General features: G+C 63.1%; 21 protein-coding genes. 11 read left to right on the top strand and 10 right to left on the bottom strand.

Going from position 1 to position 22,486, the window contains the following annotated elements; all coding sequences use genetic code 11:
- Positions 1 to 176 precede the first annotated feature (176 nt).
- From ACGYKA_RS06040 to ACGYKA_RS06020, 5 genes are read left to right on the top strand one after another with little or no spacing between them, the layout of a single operon-like run.
- Positions 177 to 881, top strand: coding sequence for an SGNH/GDSL hydrolase family protein (locus ACGYKA_RS06040; protein ID WP_394408334.1), 705 nt, complete (start codon positions 177 to 179; stop codon positions 879 to 881).
- 7 nt (positions 882 to 888) lie between these two features.
- Positions 889 to 1,617, top strand: coding sequence for a monofunctional biosynthetic peptidoglycan transglycosylase (gene mtgA / locus ACGYKA_RS06035; RefSeq protein ID WP_067624604.1), 729 nt, complete (start codon positions 889 to 891; stop codon positions 1,615 to 1,617).
- A 58-nt stretch (positions 1,618 to 1,675) separates the two neighbouring features.
- On the top strand, positions 1,676 to 2,344 hold the full coding sequence (locus tag ACGYKA_RS06030) for a glutathione S-transferase family protein (RefSeq protein WP_394408337.1): 669 nt from the start codon (positions 1,676 to 1,678) through the stop codon (positions 2,342 to 2,344).
- Positions 2,344 to 3,408: a tRNA epoxyqueuosine(34) reductase QueG gene (gene queG / locus ACGYKA_RS06025; RefSeq protein WP_394408340.1), complete on the top strand. Its 1,065-nt coding sequence runs from the start codon at positions 2,344 to 2,346 to the stop codon at positions 3,406 to 3,408. Before ACGYKA_RS06030 ends, queG begins: the two co-directional genes overlap by 1 nt.
- 11 nt (positions 3,409 to 3,419) lie before the next feature.
- A complete protein-coding gene (locus ACGYKA_RS06020; RefSeq protein ID WP_394438214.1) occupies positions 3,420 to 5,426 on the top strand; it encodes a hydantoinase/oxoprolinase N-terminal domain-containing protein in 2,007 nt (668 codons plus the stop codon).
- Between the two features lie 29 nt (positions 5,427 to 5,455).
- On the opposite strand, the gene msrA is transcribed toward ACGYKA_RS06020, so the two are convergent.
- The 6 genes from msrA to ade all read right to left on the bottom strand — a co-directional run bounded on the left by msrA (position 5,456) and on the right by ade (position 11,392).
- Complete coding sequence (msrA, locus tag ACGYKA_RS06015) at positions 5,456 to 5,965, bottom strand: peptide-methionine (S)-S-oxide reductase MsrA (RefSeq protein WP_067942613.1); 510 nt, start codon at positions 5,963 to 5,965, stop codon at positions 5,456 to 5,458.
- On the bottom strand, positions 5,962 to 6,411 hold the full coding sequence (gene msrB, locus ACGYKA_RS06010; RefSeq protein WP_394408347.1) for a peptide-methionine (R)-S-oxide reductase MsrB: 450 nt from the start codon (positions 6,409 to 6,411) through the stop codon (positions 5,962 to 5,964). Before msrB ends, msrA begins: the two co-directional genes overlap by 4 nt.
- A gap of 79 nt (positions 6,412 to 6,490) precedes the next feature.
- Positions 6,491 to 7,360 carry a DMT family transporter gene (locus ACGYKA_RS06005; RefSeq protein WP_300051113.1) on the bottom strand — a complete coding sequence of 290 codons (870 nt, stop codon included), beginning with the start codon at positions 7,358 to 7,360 and terminating at the stop codon, positions 6,491 to 6,493.
- Between the two features lie 354 nt (positions 7,361 to 7,714).
- Positions 7,715 to 8,002 carry an HU family DNA-binding protein gene (locus ACGYKA_RS06000; RefSeq protein WP_007118569.1) on the bottom strand — a complete coding sequence of 96 codons (288 nt, stop codon included), beginning with the start codon at positions 8,000 to 8,002 and terminating at the stop codon, positions 7,715 to 7,717.
- A gap of 127 nt (positions 8,003 to 8,129) precedes the next feature.
- Positions 8,130 to 9,593 carry an AMP nucleosidase gene (locus tag ACGYKA_RS05995; RefSeq protein WP_067624625.1) on the bottom strand — a complete coding sequence of 488 codons (1,464 nt, stop codon included), beginning with the start codon at positions 9,591 to 9,593 and terminating at the stop codon, positions 8,130 to 8,132.
- Positions 9,590 to 11,392: an adenine deaminase gene (gene ade / locus ACGYKA_RS05990; protein WP_394408352.1), complete on the bottom strand. Its 1,803-nt coding sequence runs from the start codon at positions 11,390 to 11,392 to the stop codon at positions 9,590 to 9,592. Before ade ends, ACGYKA_RS05995 begins: the two co-directional genes overlap by 4 nt.
- A 123-nt stretch (positions 11,393 to 11,515) precedes the next feature.
- On the opposite strand from ade, the gene ACGYKA_RS05985 reads away from it, so the two are divergent.
- Positions 11,516 to 12,760: a glycosyltransferase family 4 protein gene (locus ACGYKA_RS05985; RefSeq protein ID WP_394408355.1), complete on the top strand. Its 1,245-nt coding sequence runs from the start codon at positions 11,516 to 11,518 to the stop codon at positions 12,758 to 12,760.
- Positions 12,761 to 12,762: 2 nt separating this feature from the next.
- Here ACGYKA_RS05985 and ACGYKA_RS05980 read toward each other — a convergent pair whose 3' ends face one another.
- On the bottom strand, positions 12,763 to 13,881 hold the full coding sequence (locus ACGYKA_RS05980; RefSeq protein ID WP_394408357.1) for a polysaccharide biosynthesis/export family protein: 1,119 nt from the start codon (positions 13,879 to 13,881) through the stop codon (positions 12,763 to 12,765).
- A 129-nt stretch (positions 13,882 to 14,010) separates the two neighbouring features.
- Here ACGYKA_RS05980 and ACGYKA_RS05975 point away from each other — a divergent pair, with 129 nt between their 5' ends.
- The 5 genes from ACGYKA_RS05975 to ACGYKA_RS05955 all read left to right on the top strand — a co-directional run bounded on the left by ACGYKA_RS05975 (position 14,011) and on the right by ACGYKA_RS05955 (position 19,280).
- A complete protein-coding gene (locus ACGYKA_RS05975) occupies positions 14,011 to 14,916 on the top strand; it encodes an NAD-dependent epimerase/dehydratase family protein (protein ID WP_394408360.1) in 906 nt (301 codons plus the stop codon).
- A gap of 10 nt (positions 14,917 to 14,926) precedes the next feature.
- Positions 14,927 to 15,538: a sugar transferase gene (locus tag ACGYKA_RS05970; protein ID WP_271688745.1), complete on the top strand. Its 612-nt coding sequence runs from the start codon at positions 14,927 to 14,929 to the stop codon at positions 15,536 to 15,538.
- 240 nt (positions 15,539 to 15,778) lie between these two features.
- Complete coding sequence (locus tag ACGYKA_RS05965) at positions 15,779 to 17,662, top strand: polysaccharide biosynthesis protein (protein ID WP_394408363.1); 1,884 nt, start codon at positions 15,779 to 15,781, stop codon at positions 17,660 to 17,662.
- Between the two features lie 143 nt (positions 17,663 to 17,805).
- The gene (locus tag ACGYKA_RS05960) at positions 17,806 to 18,660 is read left to right on the top strand and encodes an SDR family oxidoreductase (RefSeq protein ID WP_394408795.1); all 855 of its coding nucleotides are present in this window, start codon (positions 17,806 to 17,808) and stop codon (positions 18,658 to 18,660) included.
- A gap of 26 nt (positions 18,661 to 18,686) precedes the next feature.
- Positions 18,687 to 19,280 carry an exopolysaccharide biosynthesis protein gene (locus tag ACGYKA_RS05955; RefSeq protein WP_394417518.1) on the top strand — a complete coding sequence of 198 codons (594 nt, stop codon included), beginning with the start codon at positions 18,687 to 18,689 and terminating at the stop codon, positions 19,278 to 19,280.
- Here ACGYKA_RS05955 and dxs read toward each other — a convergent pair.
- Genes dxs through ACGYKA_RS05940 form a run of 3 tightly spaced genes read right to left on the bottom strand, consistent with a single transcriptional unit; the run spans position 19,277 to position 22,379 of the window.
- Positions 19,277 to 21,205: a 1-deoxy-D-xylulose-5-phosphate synthase gene (dxs, locus tag ACGYKA_RS05950; protein ID WP_394408369.1), complete on the bottom strand. Its 1,929-nt coding sequence runs from the start codon at positions 21,203 to 21,205 to the stop codon at positions 19,277 to 19,279. The genes ACGYKA_RS05955 and dxs overlap by 4 nt on opposite strands.
- A 41-nt stretch (positions 21,206 to 21,246) precedes the next feature.
- Positions 21,247 to 22,128 carry a polyprenyl synthetase family protein gene (locus ACGYKA_RS05945; RefSeq protein ID WP_394408372.1) on the bottom strand — a complete coding sequence of 294 codons (882 nt, stop codon included), beginning with the start codon at positions 22,126 to 22,128 and terminating at the stop codon, positions 21,247 to 21,249.
- Positions 22,129 to 22,136: 8 nt separating this feature from the next.
- Positions 22,137 to 22,379 (bottom strand): exodeoxyribonuclease VII small subunit, encoded by a 243-nt coding sequence (locus ACGYKA_RS05940; protein ID WP_394408375.1) that lies wholly within the window; start codon positions 22,377 to 22,379, stop codon positions 22,137 to 22,139.
- Positions 22,380 to 22,486 lie beyond the last annotated feature (107 nt).

Raw genomic sequence — 22,486 nt, 5'->3', positions numbered from 1 at the left:
TCGGGCCACTTTATGGCGCAGCGATGATGTGTGTTCGCGAAGGTTCGCCCAGCCTCACCAAATCGCCAGCCCGCCGGGACGGGCAGGCGATGGCCCGGCGCCTGCGGCTTGTTTCCGGGCTGGGGTGGTATTCAAAAGTGTCTGCGCTACCTCTGCCTCTCCACGGGAGGCAGATCATGCGAGAAATTCTAGCGGTATTGCTGATAGTCACGGGCCTCAGCGCCTGCACCGACACCGCACCGCGTGGCGGGGGCGATATCCTCGTGCTGGGCGATTCCATCATGGCGTGGAATGGAGGCCGCTCCATCCCCGATGTCATTGCCAACCAAACGGGCCGCAGCGTCACCAGCCGTGCCGTGCCCGGCGCGCAGTTCGACAACGGCTCGACCATCGCCTCTGCCGTTGGCTTTGACATTCAGCAGCAGTTCCCCGGCGGGCGCTGGAACTGGGTGGTGGTGAATGGCGGTGCCAACGATCTGAGCGCCGATTGCGGCTGCGGGGCCTGCGGGGCCTCGGTGAATGCGCTGATCGCACCGGACGGTCAAAGCGGCAGCATCCCCGCCTTCTTGCAACGCCTCCGTGCCCAGACCGGGGCGCAGGTCATGTGGATGGGCTATTACGCAGGCTCCGGCTCAGGCTCCTTTGCCGGATGCCGCGATGATCTGGTCGAAATCGAATCCCGCATCGCCACTTTCGCCGCAGGCCGCCCCGGGATCCATTTCGTCGATTCCGAAGACGTGATCGACCGGGGGGACCGCGGGCTTTTTGCCGGGGACAACGTGCATCCCTCCGCCCGTGGCTCCGCCCGGATCGGTGCCTACCTCGCCCTAGAAATCACCGCGCGCGAGAACCGTTCACAAAATCCCGCAGACGGCCTATAGCTGATCCATGGCGACACGGAAAAAGACCGCCCCCAAGGGCAAGAATTCGAGCAAGGCAAGCCCCCCGTTGAAGAAACGCGCGGGCCGCTGGGTGGTACGCGCCTTGGCGCTGGCCTTTGTCTTGGCCGTGCTGCTGGTGCTGCTGTTCCGCTTCGTAAACCCGCCCACCGGGGTCTACATGCTTTCGGAATCGCGCCGTCTGGGTGGGGTGCAGCGCGACTGGGTGCCGCTTGAGCAGATCGCCCCCGTGATGGCCCGCGCGGCTGTCGCGGCAGAGGATGCGAATTTCTGCAACCACTGGGGCTTTGACATGCAGGCGATCCGCACCGCGATTGAAAATGGCTCTGCCCGCGGGGCGTCCACGATCAGCCAGCAGACGGTCAAGAACGTCTATCTTTGGCATGGCCGCTCGTGGCTGCGCAAAGCACTTGAGGCCGGGATGACCCCGCTGGTCGAAACCCTTTGGCCCAAGCGCCGGATCATTGAGGTCTATTTGAATGTGGCCGAGTTCGACGAAGGTGTCTTTGGCGTCGGCGCTGCGGCCCCGCATTACTTTGGCGTCGCGGCAGCAGACCTGAGCCCGACGCAGGCCGCGCGCCTTGCCGCGATCCTGCCCGACCCGAAAGAGCGTTCCGCCTCCCGGCCCGGTGACTTTACCCGCAAGCGCACGGCCCAGATCATGGACGGGGCGGCGACCATCCGCGCGGACGGTCGTGCCGCTTGTTTCGAGAGTTGAAAATCCTCCCGCCAGCAGGCATGGAAGAGTGCAATCCCTTTAACCACACGGACTTTATATGACGGCTCGCTTGTTTCACGTTCCCTTGTCCCCCTTCTGTCGCAAGGTGCGGCTTAGCCTTGGGGAGAAGAAGATCGAGGTGGAACTGGTCGAGGAACGCTATTGGGAGCAAGACCCCGATTTCCTGCGCCGCAATCCGGCGGGCAAGGTGCCTGTGCTGCGGCTTGACGGGATCATGATGGCGGAAAGCGCCGCGATCTGTGAGTATATCGAAGAGACCCGCCCAGAGGGGTCATTGCTGCCCAGCGACCCGGTGCAGCGCTTGGAAGTGCGCCGTCTGGTCAGCTGGTTCGACGACAAATTCCACGACGAGGTGACCTCGAAACTGCTGTACGAGCGGGTCAACAAGAAGGTCACCAAACAGGGCTACCCGGACAGCAAGAACGTAAAGGCCGGGGCCAAGGCGATCAAATATCACCTCGACTATATGGCGTGGCTGCTGGACCACCGCCGCTGGCTGGCGGGCGATGTAATGACGCTGGCCGATTTCGCCGCCGCCGCGCATCTGTCGTCGCTCGACTATATCTCGGACGTGGATTGGAACCGCTCTGACGTGGTCAAGGACTGGTACGCCAAGATCAAATCGCGTCCCGCCTTTCGGTCGATCCTCGCCGACCAGTTGCCGGGCTTCCCGCCGCCGGTGCATTACAACAACCTCGACTTCTGATGCCCGCCGCCCCCCGCGCCGACCCCGGGCCGGAGGCCCTCAAGGCGCGGGTGGTGGCTCGGGCACTTGAGGAAGGCTTTGTCGCCTGCCGTATTTGCCGCCCCGAAGACGTGCCCGAAATGCCCGAAAGGCTCGCCCGCTTTGTCGAGGCGGGGTTTCACGGGCAGATGGGCTGGATGGAAGAGCGGATGCATTGGCGCGGCAATCCCGCAGCACTCTGGCCCGAGGCGCGGTCGGTCATCATGCTGGCCGAAAGCTACACCCCCGACCATGACCCTCGCGCGGTGTTGGAGCATCCCGACAAGGGGGCGATCTCGGTCTATGCGCAGGGGCGTGACTACCACGATATCGTCAAGAAACGGCTGAAGCGGCTGGCGCGTTGGCTGATGGAGGAGGCCCGTGCGGCTGACCCCGAGGTGAAGGTTTTCGTCGATACCGCCCCAGTGCCGGAAAAGGCGTTGGCGCAGGCGGCGGGGCTCGGCTGGCAGGGCAAACATACCAATCTTCTTAGCCGGAAATTCGGCAATTGGGCCTTTTTAGGGTCTGTTTTCACCACGCTTGATCTCGCCCCCGATGCGCGGGAGGTCGACCACTGCGGGTCATGCCGCGCCTGCCTTGAGGCTTGCCCGACAGATGCCTTCCCTGCGCCCTATCAACTCGACGCGCGGCGCTGCATTTCCTATCTGACGATCGAACATAAAGGGCCGGTCGATCTGGACCTGCGCGAGAAGATGGGCAACCGGATTTATGGCTGCGACGATTGCCTTGCCGCTTGCCCGTGGAACAAATTTGCTGTGGCGGCCAGTGATATGCGCTATCACGGCCCCGCAGTGCAGCCGGCGGACTTGGCAGAGTTGGCGACGCTGGATGATACGGCGTTCCGCGCGCGCTATTCCGGCTCTCCGATCAAACGGATCGGGCGAGACCGCTTTGTGCGCAATGTGCTCTATGCGATTGGCAATTCCGGGCTGGCGCGGCTGCGCCCGGTGGCGCAATCTCTGACCGAAGATGCTGACCCCACCGTGGCCGATGCCGCGCGTTGGGCGGCAGAACGGTTGGCATAGGAGGCACGCCCATGGCGGTGTTATTGGGTGTGGACACGGGCGGCACCTATACCGACGCGGTGCTGATCCGCGATGAGACAGAGGTGATCGCCTCGGCCAAAGCGCTGACGATCCGCGCCGATCTGGCTGTTGGCGTGGGCAATGCGGTCAGCGCGGTGCTGGCGCAGTCCGGCGTGGCGGCGGATCAGATCGCCATGGCTTCGCTCTCCACCACGCTGGCGACCAACGCGCTGGTCGAAGGGCAGGGCGGCCGCGTGGCGCTGATCTATGTCGGATTTCGCGCTCCTGATCTTGAGGCGCATGGGCTGTCAGAGGCGCTGCGGGGTGACCCTTGCCTGCTGCTGGCTGGTGGGCACGACCATGCGGGGGCCGAGGTTGCGCCGCTGGACGAGACAGCCCTAATCGCCTTTTTAGAGACGCATAGGGCCGACGTAAGCGGCTTTGCCGTGGCCAGCCAATTCGCCACGCGCAATCCGGCCCATGAGCAGCGGGTCGCGGAACTGGTGGCAGAGGTCACGGGGCGTCCGGTGTCGGCGTCTCATAGTCTTTCGGCCAAGCTGAACGGGCCGAAGCGGGCGCTGACGGCTTTGCTGAACGCGCGGCTGATTGGCATGATCGACCGGCTGATTGGCCGGGCGGAGGATCAATTGTGCAGCTTGGGCATCAGCGGCCCGATGATGGTGGTGCGCGGCGACGGTGCCTTGATGTCGAGCGCGCAGGCCCGCGAGCGCCCGATCGAGACGATCCTTAGCGGCCCTGCTGCGTCGCTCGTGGGCGCGCGCTGGTTGACCGGGGCAGAGACGGCGCTGGTGTCGGATATCGGCGGGACGACGACCGATGTAGCGCTGTTGCGCGACGGTCGCCCGGCGATTGATCCGGCGGGTGCGCAGGTTGGTCCCTATCGAACCATGGTCGAGGCGGTGGCGATGCGGACCCATGGCTTAGGCGGTGACAGCGAGGTGCACTTCACGTCCCAAGGTCTGACCGCGGGTGTGACCCTTGGGCCGAAGCGGCTGCTGCCGGTCTCTCTCCTTGCGGTGGAGGCGGGCGAGGTGGTGCATAGAGCATTGGACGCCCAACTGCGGCGGAGTGTGGTGGGAGAGCATGATGGCCGTTTTGTGCGGGCCGTGTCGGGTCAGGAGGTCGAAGGTCTGGCCCCGCGCGACTTGGCCCTGCTGGAGCGGATCGGCACCGATGTCTGGCCCTTGGGCGACGTGCTGCGGAACCGGGTCGAACAGGGCGCTTTGAACCGGTTGGTGGCGCGCGGGCTGGTGCAGGTGGCGGGGGTTACGCCCAGTGATGCGAGCCATGTCGCCGGGCATCTTGTCGCATGGGACAGCGCGGCTGCGCATAAGGCGTTGGCGTTGTTCGGACGCAAGCGCGGCGGCTCGGGCCTGCGGTTCTGCCCCGAGCCCGAGAGCCTTGCCAAAATCATCATCGACCAGCTGACCGATCAGACCACTTTGGCTCTTTTAGAGACTGCTTTTGCCGAAGAATCCCCCGCCTTTGACCTGCCGCCCGAGATCTTGGCACGGCATGTTTTGATGCAGCGTGGCCTGTCGGGGCATCGCGGCGTGCTGCGGATTGATGCGGGCCTGAACTTGCCTGTCGTGGGCTTGGGCGCTTCGGCGGCGACCTACTACCCGGCGGTCGGAAAGAGACTGGGGAGCGAGATGATCCTGCCTAGCCACGCCCATGTCGCCAATGCCATCGGTGCGGTGGTGGGCCGGGTGATCATGCGTGAAAGCGGCACTGTCACCGTCCCGCACGAAGGGGTGTTTCGCGTTCATCTGGCCAATGGCCCACAGGATTTCCCGGATGCCGAACGCGCTTTGGCCGAAGCAGAGACCGCTTTGACCGAAACCGCTAGCGCGCGGGCCCAATCAGCCGGGGCCGCACAGATCGAGTGCCACGTGACGCGCGATATTCGTATGGCGGAGATTGAGGGGCGGGAGGTGTTTGTAGAGGCCGCGCTTACCGTCGAAGCCTCGGGGCGGCCGCGCGTGGCGGCGGGCTGACCCCCGGCGCGGTGCCGGGGGCAGCATCGTTACTCAGCCGCTGCGCGTTTGGGCAGCACCCAATCGGCGCGCGGGAAATGGCAGGTGTAGCCATTGGGCAGACGTTCCAGATAGTCTTGATGCTCTGGCTCTGCTTCCCAGAAATCGCCAACGGGTTCGATCTCGGTCACGACTTTGCCCGGCCACAGGCCAGAAGCTTCGACATCGGCGATGGTATCTTCGGCGACCGCTTTTTGTTCATCGTCGACATAGTAGATCGCGGAACGGTAGCTCATCCCACGGTCATTGCCCTGACGGTTCATCGTGGTGGGGTCGTGGATCTGAAAGAAAAACTCCAGCAACTCGCGGTAGGAGGTCTTTTCGGGATCGAAGTTGATCTCGATCCCTTCGGCATGGGTGCCGTGGTTGCGGTAGGTCGCATTGGGCACGTCGCCGCCGGTATAGCCGACGCGGGTCGAGACCACACCGGGGCGGCGGCGGATCAGATCTTGCATCCCCCAGAAACAGCCTCCGGCCAATACTGCGCGTTCGGTTGTCATGTCACATTCTCCACTTGGTTGAGATACTCGCCATAGCCTTCGGCCTCCATGTCGTCACGGTGCACGAAGCGCAAAGAGGCGGAGTTGATGCAATAGCGCAGCCCGCCGCGATCCGGTGGGCCGTCGGGAAAGACGTGGCCAAGGTGGCTGTCGCCGTGTTTGCTGCGCACCTCGGTGCGGACCATGCCGAGCGAGGCGTCTTCCAACTCTTCGACATAGGCAGGCACAATCGGTTTGGTAAAGCTGGGCCAGCCACAGCCGCTTTCGTATTTGTCACCGCTGGCGAACAAAGGCTCGCCCGAGACGATGTCGACGTAGATGCCCGGCTCTTTATTGTTCAGGTACTTGCCGGTGCCGGGGCGTTCGGTGCCGCCGCGCTGCGTGACGTGGAATTCTTCGGGGCTCAGCGCATCAATCGCGGCGTTGGTTTTTTCGTATTGGGGCATGGCGTCCTCCATTCATGGGCTTGGCCTATTAGATGGGGTGTGGCGGTGAAATTCAAAGGGTTTGCGGCTCACACTGGCGTTACGCCTTGCGTTGCCGCGAGACCTGCACGGCAAGGATGCCGCCTGCGATGATGGCGACGCCAAGGATGTCGCGCGGACCCAGCGTTTCGCCCAGCAGCAGGGCCGCGATGGCCACGCCGAAGAACGGGTTGAGAAAGTGGAAGGTCGCCGCCCGCGTGGCGCCGATACGGTTGACCAGCCAGAACCAGACCACGGTGGCGGCAAGGCCGGGGACAAGGCAGGTATAGGCGAAGGCGAGCGTCAGGCGCAGGCTGGGGTCGATGCGGGGTGTCTCAAACAGCAGGGTGGCGATGGAGAGGGCCACGCAGCCGACAAGCATTTGCAAGCCGACGACCATGAGGAAGTTGCCACCCGATGTCGCGCCGCGCACCAATAGGGTGGCGGCGGTGAGAGCCACCACGCCGATGGCGCAGAGGATGAGGCCATAGAGGTCGACTTGCCCGCCGAGGCGCGCGCCCATGATGATGGCGACGCCAATGACACCGGCAAACAGTCCCGCGAGGCCTAGAGGGCGCAGTTTCTCGCCCAAGAACGCCCAAGCGGCGAAGCCCACGAGAAGCGGCATGGTAGAGGCGATGATCGCGGCGAGGGACGCCTCGATGGTCTGCATGGCGATGAAGTTAAGCCCAAGGTAAACCGCGTTTTGTAGCACGCCAAAGATGATCGTCGCCCGCCACTGCGCGGGGGTAAGCCGCCAGCTTTGCCCCAAGGCCAGCGCGATGCCGACGCCGATCAGGCCGGAAATCAAGTAGCGCAGAGAGAGAGCCAGCAGGGGCGAGGCATCCATCACGATGATGCGGGCAGAGGTGAAGGCCGAGGACCACATCACGGCAAAGGCCAGTCCCATGAGAATTGCGCGGATGTCCATGAAATGCCCCCTGTGCTGAACTTGCTAAGCAATGGCGGGTTTGAAGGGGGAGGGCAAGGTGCGGAAACGGGGGAGTTCGCCACCCCGCTCGGAATTAAGCCGCAGGCACCGGGCCATCGCCTGCCCGCCCGTCACGCCAGAGGCGTGCCGTCGTAGTTTGGGCGCACCGCTGGTGCGACCGGGTAGGCGTTTTGTTGAGGTTAGGCGCAACATTGAGAGCGCACATCACGGCTGAGCCATAAAGTGGCAACGTCAGAAGGTTGGATCGCCGACCCACGGGCAGGTGATGGCCCTCAAGGCCAACAAAAAAGGGCCGCCCGAAGACGACCCTTTCGCAAACATTCAGCCCAAGGCTTACTCGTTCACGCTGTCCTTCAGTGCCTTCGCGATGGTCATCTTGACCACTTTGTCGGCGTCTTTCTTGAACTGTTCGCCGGTGGCGGGGTTGCGGACCATCCGCTCGGGGCGCTCACGGCAATAGATTTTGCCAACGCCTGGCAGGGTCACGGCACCGCCGGCGGACACTTCACGGGTGATCAGGTTGCAAACGGCGTCGAGCGCTGCGCCTGCGGATTTCTTGTCGGTGTCCATCTCTTCTGCCAGAGCAGCGACGAGCTGGGTCTTGGTCATCGGTTTTGCCATTTTATTCTCCTTAGACTGCCCGCTTTTTAGGGCCTCATGGCCGGAATGTAACGGTATGTTGTGGGATAACACAACGAATTGTGGCGCTATAAACGCGAAAACATGCGAATTTCCGCTGTTTTCCGCCCTATAGGAACGCCGTTTCGTCGAAGGATCGAAGTTTCCGGCTGTGGATCCGCTCCAATGGCATGCGGCGCAGCAGTTCCATGGCGCGAATGCCGATCATCAGATGGCGCGCGACTTGAGTCTTGTAGAAGTCCGAGGCCATGCCGGGCAGTTTCAACTCCCCATGCAGCGGTTTGTCCGACACACACAGCAGCGTGCCATAGGGCACCCGGAAGCGGTAGCCGTTGGCGGCGATGGTGGCACTTTCCATATCCAGCGCCACGGCGCGGGATTGGCTTAGCCGCTGCACCGGGCCAGATTGGTCGCGCAATTCCCAGTTGCGGTTGTCGATGGTCGCGACGGTGCCGGTGCGCATGATGCGTTTAAGCTCATAGCCCTCCAACTGCGTGACCTGCGCCACCGACTGCTCCAACGCGATCTGGATCTCGGCCAGCGCCGGGATCGGCACCCAGACGGGCAGATCGTCGTCGAGCACGTGGTCTTCCCGCAGATAGCCATGCGCCAGTACGAAGTCGCCCAGAGCCTGCGTATTGCGCAGCCCCGCGCAGTGGCCGACCATCAGCCACGCATGAGGGCGCAGCACGGCAATATGGTCCGTAGCCGTTTTCGCGTTGGACGGGCCGACGCCGATATTGACCAGCGTGATGCCCGAACCGTCGGCGCGTTTCAGGTGATAGGTCGGCATTTGCGGGGTCTTCAGCGTCTCTGCCAAAGGCGCATCGGGATCGGTGATCTCTGCATTGCCGGTCGAGACAAAGGCGGTATAGCCGCTCTCGGGGTCGCGCAGCATCTCGCGGGCGTATTGCTCGAACTCGGTCACATAGAACTGGTAGTTCGTAAACAGCACATGGGTCTGGAAATGCTCAGGGTCCGTGGCGGTGTAATGCGCCAGCCGGGCGAGGGAGTAATCGACGCGCTGCGCGGTAAAGGGCGCGAGCGGGCGCACGTCGTCCTCGGGTACATAGGTGCCGTTGACGATATCATCATTGGTGGTCGACAGGTCCGGCACGTCAAAGACATCGCGCAGGGTGAAATCGGCAGCACCTTCCTGCGGTACATTCAGCGCGTTGTCGCCGGACATGGCAAAATGCACCGGGATCGGCGTGGTTGAGGGGCCGACGATCACCGGCTGATCGTGGTTTTCGATCAACAGGCCGATTTGCTGGATCAGGTAGTTTCGAAACAGATCGGGCCGGGTGATCGTCGCGGCGAAGGTGCCGGGAGAGGAGACATGGCCAAAGGATAGGCGCGTATCGACGTGGGCGTAAGACGAGGTGCGAAACCGCAGTTCGGGATAAAAGGCACGCACGCGGGCATCGGGGGCCGAAGTCTCCATCGCCTTGGCAAAGGCATCATGCAGGAAGGTCGTGGCCTGCTGATAAAGTTCGGTCAGGCGGTCCACGGCAGCGGTCGCATCGCGGAAGCTTTCCGGGTTCGGGGTGTCCGGGGTCAGGATCGTTGTCATGTTTGCGGCTCTAACAATGGGATGATTTCAAATTTCTGCACATCGACCAGCCCAAGGTCCGAGACCCGCAACTCCGGGATCACCACGAGGGCCAAGAGCGAATGCTGCATATAGGCGTTGTTCAGCTTACAGCCACAGTCGATCATCGCCTGCACAAGGGCTTCGGCATCGGCGGCGACTTCAGCGGCGGGGCGGTCAGACATCAACCCGGCGATGGGCAGGGCGACAAGCGCCAGTTCCTCGCCCTCGCGGAAGATCGTGATGCCCCCGCCGACTTCGCGCAGCCGGTTGGCGGCCAGCGCCATCTGCTCGGCATCGGTGCCCACGACAATCATGTGGTGGCTGTCATGCGCCACGGTCGAGGCCATGGCCATGCGCCCCTCATAGCCGAATCCCGAGACGAAAGCGTTGGTCACCGTCCCGGTGGCGCGGTGGCGTTCGACCAGTGCGATCTGGCAAACCTCGCCAGTGCCCTGCACGCGGCCTTCGGTCACGGGCAGTTCAAACTTCAGCGCGCGTGTGGGCGCTTGGTTTTCGACCACGCCGATGACATTGGCGGTGACGGCGTTCGCGCCTTCGGGTGCGGCGATGTCGAAGTCATCGGCGCTCAGGTTTCGGGCCATGTTTACGGTCTGGCGAGCATTGTTAGGCCAGTCGAAATGCGGGCAATCGACAAGGCATTTGCCATCTTCCGCGACCACCTCGCCACGCGCGATCACCGCCTCTACCGGGAAGCTCGCAAGGTCCGATGTCAGGATCACATCAGCTCGGCGGCCCGGCGTCAGTGAGCCGATCTCCCGCTCCAACCCGAAATGCGTCGCGGTGTTGATCGTCGCCATTTGCAAGGCAATCAACGGCTCGCAGCCGCAGTCGATGGCATGACGCACCACCCGGTTCATATGCCCTTCGTTGGTGATGGTGCCGGAGTGGCTGTCATCGGTGCACAGGATCATGTTGCGCGGATCGAGCCCTTTCTCGGTGATCGCGGTGATCTGCGTCTTCACGTCGTACCAAGCCGACCCCAGCCGGATCATCGACCGCATCCCCTGCCGCATCCGCGCCACGGCGTCGGCTTCACAGGTGCCCTCGTGATCGTCCGCCGGGCCACCGGCCACATAGGCGGCGAAGGCGGGGCCAAGGTCAGGGGAGGCGTAATGCCCGCCCACCGTCTTGTTCGCGCGTTGCGTGGCCGCGATCTCGGCCAGCATCTGCGGATCGGCGTTGCTGACGCCCGGAAAGTTCATCATCTCGCCCAGACCCACGATGCCGGGCCATGTCATCGCCTCGGCCACATCCTCGGCGGCGATCTCAAAACCCGTGGTCTCCAGCCCCGGGGCGGAAGGCGCGCAGGAGGGCATCTGCGTAAAGATGTTGATGGGCTGCATCAGCGCTTCGTCGTGCATCATCCGCACGCCGTCGAGACCCAGCACATTGGCGATCTCATGCGGGTCGGTGAAGGCCGAGGTGGTGCCATGCGGGATCACCGCGCGGGCGAACTCGGCGGGGGTGAGCATGGTGCTCTCGATATGCATATGCCCGTCGCAAAGGCCGGGCGCCATGTAGCGGCCCTTGGCCTCGATGATATGGGTATTATCGCCGCGGCAATGGCTGGCATCAGGCCCGACGAAGGCGATGCGCCCGGCGGCGATCGCGATGTCATGGTCGGGCAGGCATTCGCGGGTGTGCACATTGACCCAAATGCCGCCGGTGATGATCGTGTCGGCCGCGCGCCGTCCGGCGGCGACCTCGACCAATTGCGCGGCCACATCGGGCCAAGAGGGGAACGTTTTATCTGTCATGTCCAAAGGTGACATAGGGCCGGGGGAGGTTCAAGCGGGCCCGCGATATGAAAGGGCGCGGGATGTTGCCAGAACGCGCCGCTTGCGGCTAACTGGGGCCCAAGGCATTTACGGAACCATCTGATGAATTTTCTCTTTGTGCACCAGAATATGCCCGGCCAATACCGGGAGTTGGTGCAATGGCTGGCGCAGGCGGGCGGGCATCGGATTTATTTTCTGACCCAGCGTCAGAACGCCCCAAATCTGCCCGGCGTCGAAACCCGGGTCTACCGCCCCCATCATCGGGCCGACGACAAAGCCTATGGGCTCTCGCGCGTTTGGGAAGAAGCCTCGGGCAATGGTTTCGGGGCCGTCAGCGCGGCCCGGCAGATCGAAACGCAAGAGGGCTTTCGCCCCGACATCATCATCGGCCACGTCGGTTGGGGGGAGTTAAGCTTTTTCAAAGAGCTTTGGCCCGATGTGCCGATCATCGGCTATTTCGAGTATTACTATAACATGACCGGCGGCATGGTGGGCTTTGACCCAGCCGAGAAAATCTCGGCCCATGCGCCCTACCTCAACCATGCCCGCAACATCGTACCGCTGGCCAATATCGAGACCGTCGATCTGGGCCATTGCCCGACCTATTGGCAGCGCGACCGTTTTCCCGAGAGATTTCACCGCAAGCTCTATGTCTGTCACGATGGCATCCGCACCGATCAGCTTTTGCCCGACCCGGATGTGAGCCTGCGTCTGGGGCGTTTGGCGCGGCCCGTCACGCGCGAGGATGAGATCATCACCTATGTCGCGCGCAATCTGGAAAAGACCCGCGGCTTTCACACGATGATGCGCGCGCTGCCGCGTATCTTGGCCGAGCGGCCCCATGCGCGGGTGGTGATCGTCGGCGGCAATGAGGTCTCCTACGGCAAGCAGAGCGATCACCCCGGCGGTCTGCGCGGAGAGATGGCGGCAGAACTGCAGGGCAAGGTCGATTGGGAGCGGGTGCATTTCGTCGGCAAAGTGCCCTATCCCGACTTCAAGAAGCTGGTGCAGATCAGCCGCTGCCACATCTATCTGACGATGCCCTTCGTGCTGTCTTGGTCCCTGCTCGAGGCCATGTCGATGCAGGCCACGATCGTCGCCTCTGACGTGGCCCCGGTGCGCGAGGCCGTGACCCATGGTGAAACCGGCCTGCTGGTGGATTTCTTCGACCCCGATGCGCTGGCAGCGCAGGTGGTAGAGGTGCTCGCCCATCCGCAGGATCACGCCCATCTCGGCCCGGCGGCGCGGGCTCATGTGGTTGAGAATTACGATTTCCTGACCCGCTGCCTGCCCGAACACCTTGCGCAGATCAACGCATTGGTGCCCGAGGGCAAGCGGATCGGCTAGGGTCAGTTGCTGAGGTTTCCGGCGGTATTCACCAGCCCGAAGACCGAACCGACAAGGCCCAGAATGGTGCGGGTGTCCGACAGCGGGCTTTCCGTCGCGAGCACCAGATCGCCGGATTGAATGTGGAAATTCCGCGCCGAGAACAGCCCGTCGGATGTGGTCAGATCCAGCGTGAACACCACCCGCGTGCGGCGCGGGCCGCGCACGCCCGCACTCACCGCGCTGGCGGGGTATTCGCGCAGAATCAGGATGCCTTCGGGATCGGCGCGGGATTCGTTTACCCCGCCGATGATCGCCAATGCATCCAGCGCCGAGACTTCGTCGCGGTTGAAGGGAAACTGTGCCTCCCGCCCGGCGGCACCCAGCGACAGGAAGTAGCGGCGGTCATCTTCGATGATCAGCTTATCGCCCCCGATCAGCCGGGTGTCGAGGCTTGGGTTCTCGTAAAGCCGGTCGATCGAGGTGGTATAGATATTGGCGCCGCGCAGCAGTTTGACCTGCGGGTTTTCGATACTGGAGAGCACGCCGCCGCCAGCTGAGATTGCAGCGAGAACGGTGAAGTTGTTGTCTGGCATCAGGATGTTGCCGGGCTTGTTGACCCCGCCCACGAGGTCCACCGAATTGCCGCGTCCTTCGGTCATCGCCAGTTGCACCTGTGCGGAGGGCACGATCCCCTCAAGCTGCCGTTGAAGCAATTGACGGGCCGAATCCGGTGTGCGGCCAGAGACTTTGACCTTGCCGATATAGGGCATGAAGATGGTCCCGCTTTCCGAGACGCGAATGCCGGGGAGGGTGGCAACTTGTTGAGCCGGGGAGGTCAACAGGGAGTTATCGCCGCTGTCCCAGACCAAGAGGTCCAGCCGATCACCGGGGCGGATGACTTGGGCATTCGATCCCCGGCTGGCACCGATCCAACTATGGCGCTTACTATCGGTTCGGGGCCATTGGGCGACATGGGGCAGAAAGGCATGGGTCACCGGATAGACAGCGATATCCGCATCCGGAGTCTCCGCCGCCCGTGTCACCTCTTTCTGAATGGCGGCACCGCGCGGAAGGCTCGCGCAGGCGGCAAGAGAGGATGCCAGCAGGATCGAGAGGAACAGCTTGCTGAAGTGCTTCATAAGATGCGCATCGCTTCCGAATGTTTTACCGGCAAACCGGGGTATTTGATCAATGTCTAATGTAAAATAACGGGTCTCGCAGAATGCTGCCTGCGCGGCCTATGATTACAATTCTAATTCGACAGGATAATGACTGAACTTATGGCGTCAATGATTTCAATGGGCAATGGGGCTTCGGGCAGGGGGGTGGCATCTGGCGATGTGCTTTTGCTTGGCGCGACGGGGCGGCTGGGCGGCATGCTGCGCCGCCATTGGCCAGAGCCGGAGGCGCTGCGCAGCCAGTCGAGAGAGCCGCGGCCCGGCTTTTATGATCTCAAGCTGCCGAATGCGGAAGAGAGCCCAAGCGATGCAGCCCTCGCAGCCGCAAGTGGGGCAGGAGCGATCATCTCTTTGGCGGGTGTGACGCCAGCCCGGGCGGGGGCTGGGGGTGCTGCCTTGGGAGATAACGCGACCCTCGCCTTAGCTGCGCTGAAACTGGCAGAGACGGCGGGGGTCCCGCGGCTTATCGTCGCCTCATCGGCGGCGGTCTACGGTGCAGAGGACGGCCCGCTGCGAGAGGACCTGTCCTGCGCTCCGCTGTCGGACTACGGCCGACAGAAGCTTGCGATGGAAAAGGCGGTGCAAGAGGCGAGCGGCGAGACCGAAGTCACTGCGCTACGGATCGGCAACGTAGCGGGGGCGGATGCGATCCTCGGCGGCTGGCGGCCCGGCATGCAAATTGATCGCTTCCCCAATGGTCGCACGCCAAGCCGCAGTTACATCGGGCCGGTGACCTTGGCGCGGGTGCTTCACGCGCTTTGCCAAGCAGACAAACTGCCGCCCATTCTGAACATCGCGGCCCCCGGCGCGGTGGAAATGGGCGCGTTGCTGGATGCGGCGGGGCTGGCGTGGGAGCCCAAACCCGCCCCTGCCGCTGCCATTCCCGAGGTGCGGCTGGATACGAATGCACTTGAACGCCACGTCGATTTCACGCCAGAAACTCAAACGCCCGCCGGTTTGGTGCAGGAATGGCAGCAGGATATGAACAAACGATGAAGACCCATCAATGACTTGGCGCAAGCGCATTTTCGATCTGTTCTTCGCCAGCCTTCTCGTTGTCATCTTGGGGCCGATCCTGCTGGGCTTGCTGGTCTGGCTGCTGGTCAAAGAGGGGCGGCCACTTTTCCATGTGGCCGAACGGATGAAAACGCCGGAAGAGAGTTTCAAGCTCTGGAAACTGCGCACGATGACTGTGGCCGAAGAGGATCAGGGCGTATCGGGCGGCAACAAGGCCGCGCGGATCACCCCCACGGGCGCATGGCTCAGGGCGCGGCGCTTGGATGAGTTTCCCCAGCTGTGGAACATCCTGCGCGGTGATCTGAGCTTTGTCGGCCCCCGCCCGCCGCTGCGCGAATATGTTGAGCGTTTTCCCGAGGTCTATGCCGAAGTCCTGAAATCCCGGCCCGGCGTGACCGGATTGGCCACGATCCGCTACCACAAACATGAAGAACGGCTGCTGTCGCACTGCGAGACCGCAGCAGAGACCGATCGTGTCTATTGTCGCACCTGCGTCCCGCGCAAGGCGCAGCTTGATCTGATCTATCAGCGCCATCAAAGCATATGCTACGACTTTGATCTGGTGTTTCAAACCATTAGCAACCTCTTTCGCAGCAGTTAATGTTTGTGGTTGTCAGCAGAGTGTTGACGGGCAAATTAGTTAAGAATTGGTGTTCCTCACAAAATCATGGCATTATTTGCTGAAAATTTAAGCGAATGCAGATTCGAATGGTGATACATTAAGCGCTATTTACTGTTTTTGCGCTTCTTGGCGCTCTCGAAAAGCTCCATGGACAAAAGAGAGCTACTAATAGGTTTCGGCCGCGCTGCGGCTAATATACTCGTAAGCAGGAGACGGCGCATGCTGAGCATTATCAAGTCGCTGACCAAGCGGCAAAAGCGCGTGATCATGCTGACGCTTGACTCCTGCCTGATCCTGTTAGCTGCCATCATCGCTCTGGCGGTGCGCGGGCTACCTGAACCCTTCGTCGATGCCTTGTTGAATTATGCCCTCACGCTACCCATTACCCTGATCGTCGGCGTAATCGTTTCGATCCGCTTGGGGGTTTGCACAACACAACTCAACGCCTACGAGACCGCAGCGGTCGGAAGCACCGCAATACTCGGGACTATCCTTGCGGCCGTATCTCTGCTGGGCGCGACCCTTCTGGGACTGGATTTCCCAATCGGCGTACATGTGATGTTCGGGGCGATCTTTTTCTCTCTGGTGGTGCTGTCGCGGGTCATCTTGTTGCATATCGTGTTGCAAATCTACCGGACGGGCGACGCGCGGTGCCGCGTTTTGATCTACGGCGCGGGCACCACGGGGACGCAACTGGTTTCGGCCCTGCGCGGCCATGAAACGATCGAACCGATTGCTTTTGTTGATGACAATATCGCGCTTCAGGGGCTCAACGTCTCGAAGCTGCCGGTCTATTCCCCAGGGGGCATCGCTGAACTTACCGTCGAAAAGCAGATCGACCGCGTGTTGCTTGCCGTGCCTTCGCTCAGCACCCCCAAACAGGCCCAGATCGCCCGGCGGTTGGAGAAGCTAGGTCTTGAGGTGCAGACCCTCCCCTCCTTCGCGCAGCTGATCGGCGAAGAGGCTTTGGTCGACAAGCTCTCCCCCGTCTCTCCGAGCCGCTTTTTGAACCGGGATGAGGTCACCCCTTTGATCAACGAAGGGGGCGAGAGCTATGCGGGTAAAGTGGTTTTCGTCTCGGGTGCAGGGGGCTCCATCGGGTCGGAACTGTGCCGCCAAGTGTTGCTTTGTCGCCCCACCAAACTGGTGCTTTTCGAGTTGAGCGAACTGGCCCTCTATAACGCCGACATGGAGATCCGCCAGTTGGCCGAGGGCAGCGATATCGAGATCGTCTCGGTCTTGGGGACGGTGACGGATACCCGGCAGCTGCGCAAAGTGCTGTCGCAACACGGGGTCAATGTGGTCCTTCATGCCGCGGCCTATAAACATGTGCCCTTGGTCGAGGCGAACCCGCTGTCGGGGCTGGTGAACAATGTCCTCGGGACCCATGCTTTGGCCGAACAGGCTGCCCGGGCGGGGGTGGAGCGTTTCATCCTCGTATCCACTGACAAGGCCGTGCGCCCGACCAACATCATGGGCGGCTCCAAGCGGCTTGCCGAACTCGTCATTCAGGATATGGCGCGCAAATATGGCGGCCCGGGCGGGGTTATCTTCTCCATGGTCCGCTTTGGCAATGTTCTGGGGTCCTCCGGGTCGGTCGTGCCACTGTTCCAAGAGCAGGTCAGCCGCGGTGGCCCGTTGACGGTGACGGACCGCGGGGTGGCGCGCTACTTCATGACGGTCGAAGAGGCCGTGCGCTTGGTCCTACAGGCCGGATCGCTGGCCCAAGGGGGTGAGGTCTTTGTTCTGGATATGGGCAAACCCGTGCCGATCCTCAAACTGGCCCGGCAGGTGATCGAGACCGCCGGCTACGCCGTGCGGGACGAAGACAACCCCGATGGCGATATCGAGATTGAGATCACCGGTCTGCGCCCCGGCGAAAAGATGACCGAAGAGCTCACGTTGAGCGGTCTGCTGATCAATACGGCCCATCCCAAAATCTATTCCGCGCGGGAAAACGGGCTGCACGAACTCGAAATCGCCTCTGCCCTGCGAGATCTGCGCGAAGCGCTGGTGGCGAATGACGAAGCGCTGGCCCGTCAAGTGGTCTACCGCTGGGTCGAAGGGTTCGCCCCGCCTGAGGCGTTGCGAAGGTCCTCATAGCGAAGTGCATGGTAGGCTCGCTACCAACGGAGCGCCGGGGTTAATCTCGCAGGTTCTAGTGATCACAGCGGATCGACCTTCTGAAAGAGTAAATTCACCGCTTGCCGCTTGTGATCGCGGCCCAAGCGGGCCACTTTGGCGGTATGGATAAAACGCTTCTTTCCCTCGGCCATGGCTATAGCGCGCGGGCCTTGGCGGCTCGGTTGCTCCCGCAGGGCTGGCGCATCATCGGCACGACTCGCAGCCGCGAAAAACTGGATGAGATTGCCGCCACGGGGGTGGAGCCGATGCTCTGGCCCGGCAGCGATCTGTCTTCGCTTTTGCAAGAGGTGCCCAACCTATTGGTCTCTGCCGGGCCGGCGCCGGAGGGGGATCCGGTTCTGCTGGATTTACAGGATGAAATCACCGCAGCGGCCCCCCATTTGCGGTGGGTCGGCTATCTGTCAACCACCGGCGTCTACGGCGACCACGGGGGCGATTGGGTGGATGAAACGACACCGCTCACCCCCTCCACCCGGCGCGGCGCGGCACGGGTGCAGGCCGAGGCGGCATGGGGCGCGATCCCCGGCCTGCCGCTGCATATTTTCCGGCTCGCGGGCATTTACGGCCCCGGGCGCGGGCCATTCGCCAAGGTGCGCAAAGGCACGGCGCGGCGCATCATCAAGCCCGGGCAGGTCTTCTCGCGTATTCATGTGGAGGATATCGCCCAAGCCCTGGACCTGTCGCTGGCCAAACCGCAGCCGGGGGCGATCTATAACCTTTGTGACGATGATCCGGCCCCGCCGCAGGATGTGATCGGCCATGCCGCCGCGCTTTTGGGCCTGCCCTTGCCCCCGGCGGTGGACTTCGACAAGGCCGAGATGACCCCCATGGCCCGCAGCTTTTACGCGGAGAGCAAGAAGGTCCGGAACGATCACGCCAAGGCGGCGTTGGGCTGGCAACCGATCTATCCCGATTACCGCTCTGGTCTGGCCGCGCTGCTGGAGGCGGAAGACTGAATCCGAGGCACCGCCAGAGGCACTGAATGCGTCAAGACGAACACACGTTGGCCCATTTGCTGGATAGCATGGAGCGCGCGGCAGAGAAGGAGGCGGTGTCGATCAACGACGTGCTGCATGAGATCGGCGACCGTTCGATCACCCCTCTGATCCTGATCGTTGCCTTGCTGCTGGTCTCACCCCTGTCGGGCATTCCCGGCGTCTCGACCCTTGCGGCGGTGACGATCATCCTGCTGGCCGTGCAGGCGGTGACCGGGCGGCGCAGGCTATGGATGCCGCGATTTCTGTTGCGGCGCGAGGTGGCGGGCCATCGGTTGAGCGGCTGCGTGCGCTTTCTGCGCCGTCCTTGCGCTTTCGTCGACGGGCGTTGCAAGCCGCGCCTTCAGTTCCTCACCACCGGGCCGATGCGGTTCATCACGCTGGTGGTGGTCACGATCATCCCGCTCGGCTGGCCCTTTATGGAGGTGCTGCCGATGATGTCATCGCTGGGAGCGGGCACCGTTGCCCTCTTGGTGTTTGGGCTGTTCACCCGCGACGGGCTTTTCGTGCTTTTGGGCTATCTCTGCGTGGCGATTACGTTGGTCGCGGGCGGCCTGCTGGTGCTGACCGCCGCAAGTTAGGCGCGCTGCGCGTCCAAGTCGCCAATGCCCAACACCTCAAGCACCTTGGCGGTGATCTGTTCGGCGTTCATCCCCGCCACGGCATACATATCCGCCGGGCTGGCCTGATCGATGAAGGTATCGGGCAGCACCATGGAGCGGAACTTGAGCCCCTTGTCGAACACCGCCTCATCCGCCAGCAGCTGTGCGACATGGCTGCCGAAACCGCCGACTGCCCCCTCTTCGATGGTGATCAGCGCCTCGTGGTCATGGGCGAGCTTGAGGATCATCTCACGGTCCAGCGGCTTGGCGAAGCGGGCATCGGCGATGGTGGGGGTGATGCCCTTGGCTCGAAGCTGTTCGGCGGCCTTCTCGACCTCTTCCAAACGGGTGCCGAAGGACAAAAGCGCAACCTTGCTGCCTTCGCGGATCATCCGGCCCTTGCCGATTTCCAGCGGGGTGCCGCGCTCTGGCATCTCGACCCCGCGCCCTTCGCCGCGCGGATAGCGGAAGGCGATGGGGCCGTCGTCATGGGCGGCGGCTGTGGCGACCATATGGCGCAACTCGGCCTCATCGGCGGCGGCCATGACCACGAAACCGGGCAGATTGGCAAGGAAGGCCACATCGAAGGCGCCCGCGTGGGTTGGCCCGTCGGCGCCCACGAGCCCCGCGCGGTCGATGGCGAAACGCACCGGCAGGCGCTGGATTGCGACATCATGCACGACTTGGTCGTAGCCGCGCTGCAAGAAGGTGGAATACATCGCGCAGAAGGGTTTCATCCCCGCCGCGGCGAGGCCCGCGCAGAAGGTCACGCCATGCTGCTCGGCGATGCCCACGTCGAAGCAGCGGCTGGGGTAGCGTTCGGCGAAAAGGTCGAGGCCGGTGCCATCGGGCATGGCGGCGGTCACGGCGCAGATCTTGTCATCCTCCGCAGCCTCGGCCAGCAGGCTGTCGGCGAAAACGCGGGTGTAGCTCGGTGCGTTGGAGGGGGCTTTCTTTTGCTCGCCCGTCACCACGTTGAACTTGGCCGTGGCATGGCCGCGATCCCGCGCGGCTTCGGCGGGGCCATAGCCCTTGCCCTTTTGCGTCTGGATGTGGATCAGGATCGGCCCGGTCGCGCGTTGATGGACGGTGCGCAGCACGGGCAGCAACTGGTCCATGTCATGCCCGTTGATCGGCCCGAGGTAGGAAAACCCGAGGTTCTCGAAGAGCGTGCCGCCCACGGCCATGCCTTTGAGCATATCCTTGGCCCGTTTGGCCCCCTCGCGGAAGGGCTCGGGCAGCAGGCTCACCGCGCCCTTGGCGGCGGCTTTGAAATCCTGAAACGGCGCTTCGGCGTAGAGGCGGCTCAGGTAGCTCGACATCGCGCCGACGGGCGGGGCGATGGACATCTCGTTGTCGTTGAGGATGACGATCAGGCGTTTTTTCAGATCGCCCGCGTTGTTCAGCGCCTCATAGGCCATGCCCGCGCTCATCGCGCCATCGCCGATCACGGCAATCGCGTCGCCCAGTCCTTCGGGGATCACACCGCCCAGATCGCGGCCCACGGCAAAGCCGAGTGCTGCTGAGATCGAGGTCGAGCTATGCGCCGCGCCAAAGGGGTCGTAGGGGGATTCGCTGCGCTTGGTGAATCCCGATAGCCCGTCCTTCATGCGCAGGCTGCGGATCCGGTCGCGGCGTTCGGTCAGGATCTTATGCGGGTAGCATTGGTGACTGACGTCCCAGATGATCTTGTCGCGCGGCGTGTCGAAAACCGCGTGCAGCGCTACGGTCAGTTCCACCACGCCAAGCCCCGCGCCGAGATGCCCGCCGGTTTCCGAGACGGCCGAGATCGTCTCGGCCCGCAATTCGCGCGCGATTTGGGTCAGTTCGGCATCGGACAGGTGTTTCAGGTCCGCAGGGCGGGTGACCTGATCAAGCAGGGGTGTGGCGGGTTTGTCACTCATCGGGGCCTCTCTGGTGCCGCATTGGCGCATGTGCCGCCCGGCTAGCTGTCGCGGGCAATAACGAAGGCGGCAGCGGCTCGCAAGCTCTGCGCCTCTGGTCCATATTCAGATAGGGCGTCGCAGGCCATGTCCACCAATTCGGCGGCGCGGCTCTTGGCCCCGGCCAGCCCGAGGTGGGACACGAAAGTGGCCTTGCCCGCCGCGTCGTCCTTGCCGACCGCCTTGCCGACCGTTTCGGCGTCGCCTTCGACATCAAGGATGTCATCCGCGATCTGAAAGGCGAGGCCGAGGTGTTTGGCGTAGGCCCCAAGGGCGGAGGCATCGGCATCCGCCATGCGCGGCCCGGCCATCGCGGACCATTCGATCAACGCGCCGGTCTTGCCTGCCTGAAGCGCCGTGATCTCGGCCAGCGACAGCGGGGCGGGGGCGGTCTCTGCGGCAATGTCCAATGCCTGACCGCCGACCATGCCACCGACGCCTGCCGCTTGGGCGAGGCTGGTCATCAAGGTCAGACGCGCCTCTGCAGGGCAGGGCGCTTGACCAAGGAGTTCAAAGGCCAGCATTTGCAGCGCGTCACCGGCCAGAACGGCGGTGGCCTCGTCCCATTTGCGGTGCACCGTGGGCTGGCCCCGGCGCAGATCGTCGTCGTCCATGCAGGGCAGATCGTCATGCACCAGCGAATAGGCATGCAGCGCCTCGATGGCTGCCGCTGCCGGGGCGGCCATGCCGGGGGCGATGCCATGCAGCCGGGCGGATTCGATCACCAGAAAGCCGCGCAGCCCCTTGCCGCCGCCGCAGGCATAGCGCATCGCCTCGGCCACGGGGCCGTCATAGGCGCCGAGTGCTGTGTCGATCTGCGCTTGCGCCAGATCGCGGGCATGGGCAAGCGCCTCTGTCAAGGGACGGGGGGTGGTCTCTTGCATGGGGGCGGTCAAAGCCCTTCGACGGGTTTCAGCCCATTGGGGTTGCCATCGCCATCAAGTGTGATCGCGGCGACCTTCTCTTCGGCCTCTTTCAGCTTGGTCTCGCAGCGCGCCTTAAGCTTGGCCCCGCGTTCGTAAAGCGCGATGCTTTCGTCCAATGCGACATTGCCGTTTTCAAGCTGGCCCAAGACGTTCTCAAGCTCGGCCATGGCGGTCTCAAAGTTCATCTCTTCTACGGGTGTGTCGGACATTGCGCGCCTCGTTTTCGGAATTTCGCGCGACAATAGAACTTCGCGCCGCGCATTGCCAGCGGGCTTGCGTGATGAATTTCACCGGCCCGTTTGAGCAGGCGGGCCTA

It is taken from the genome of Sulfitobacter sp. 1A15106 (assembly GCF_043556995.1).
Lineage (GTDB): Bacteria > Pseudomonadota > Alphaproteobacteria > Rhodobacterales > Rhodobacteraceae > Sulfitobacter > Sulfitobacter faviae.
The sequence above is the reverse complement of the archived record's forward strand: the minus strand, read 5'-3'. Positions and strand labels throughout refer to the sequence as shown.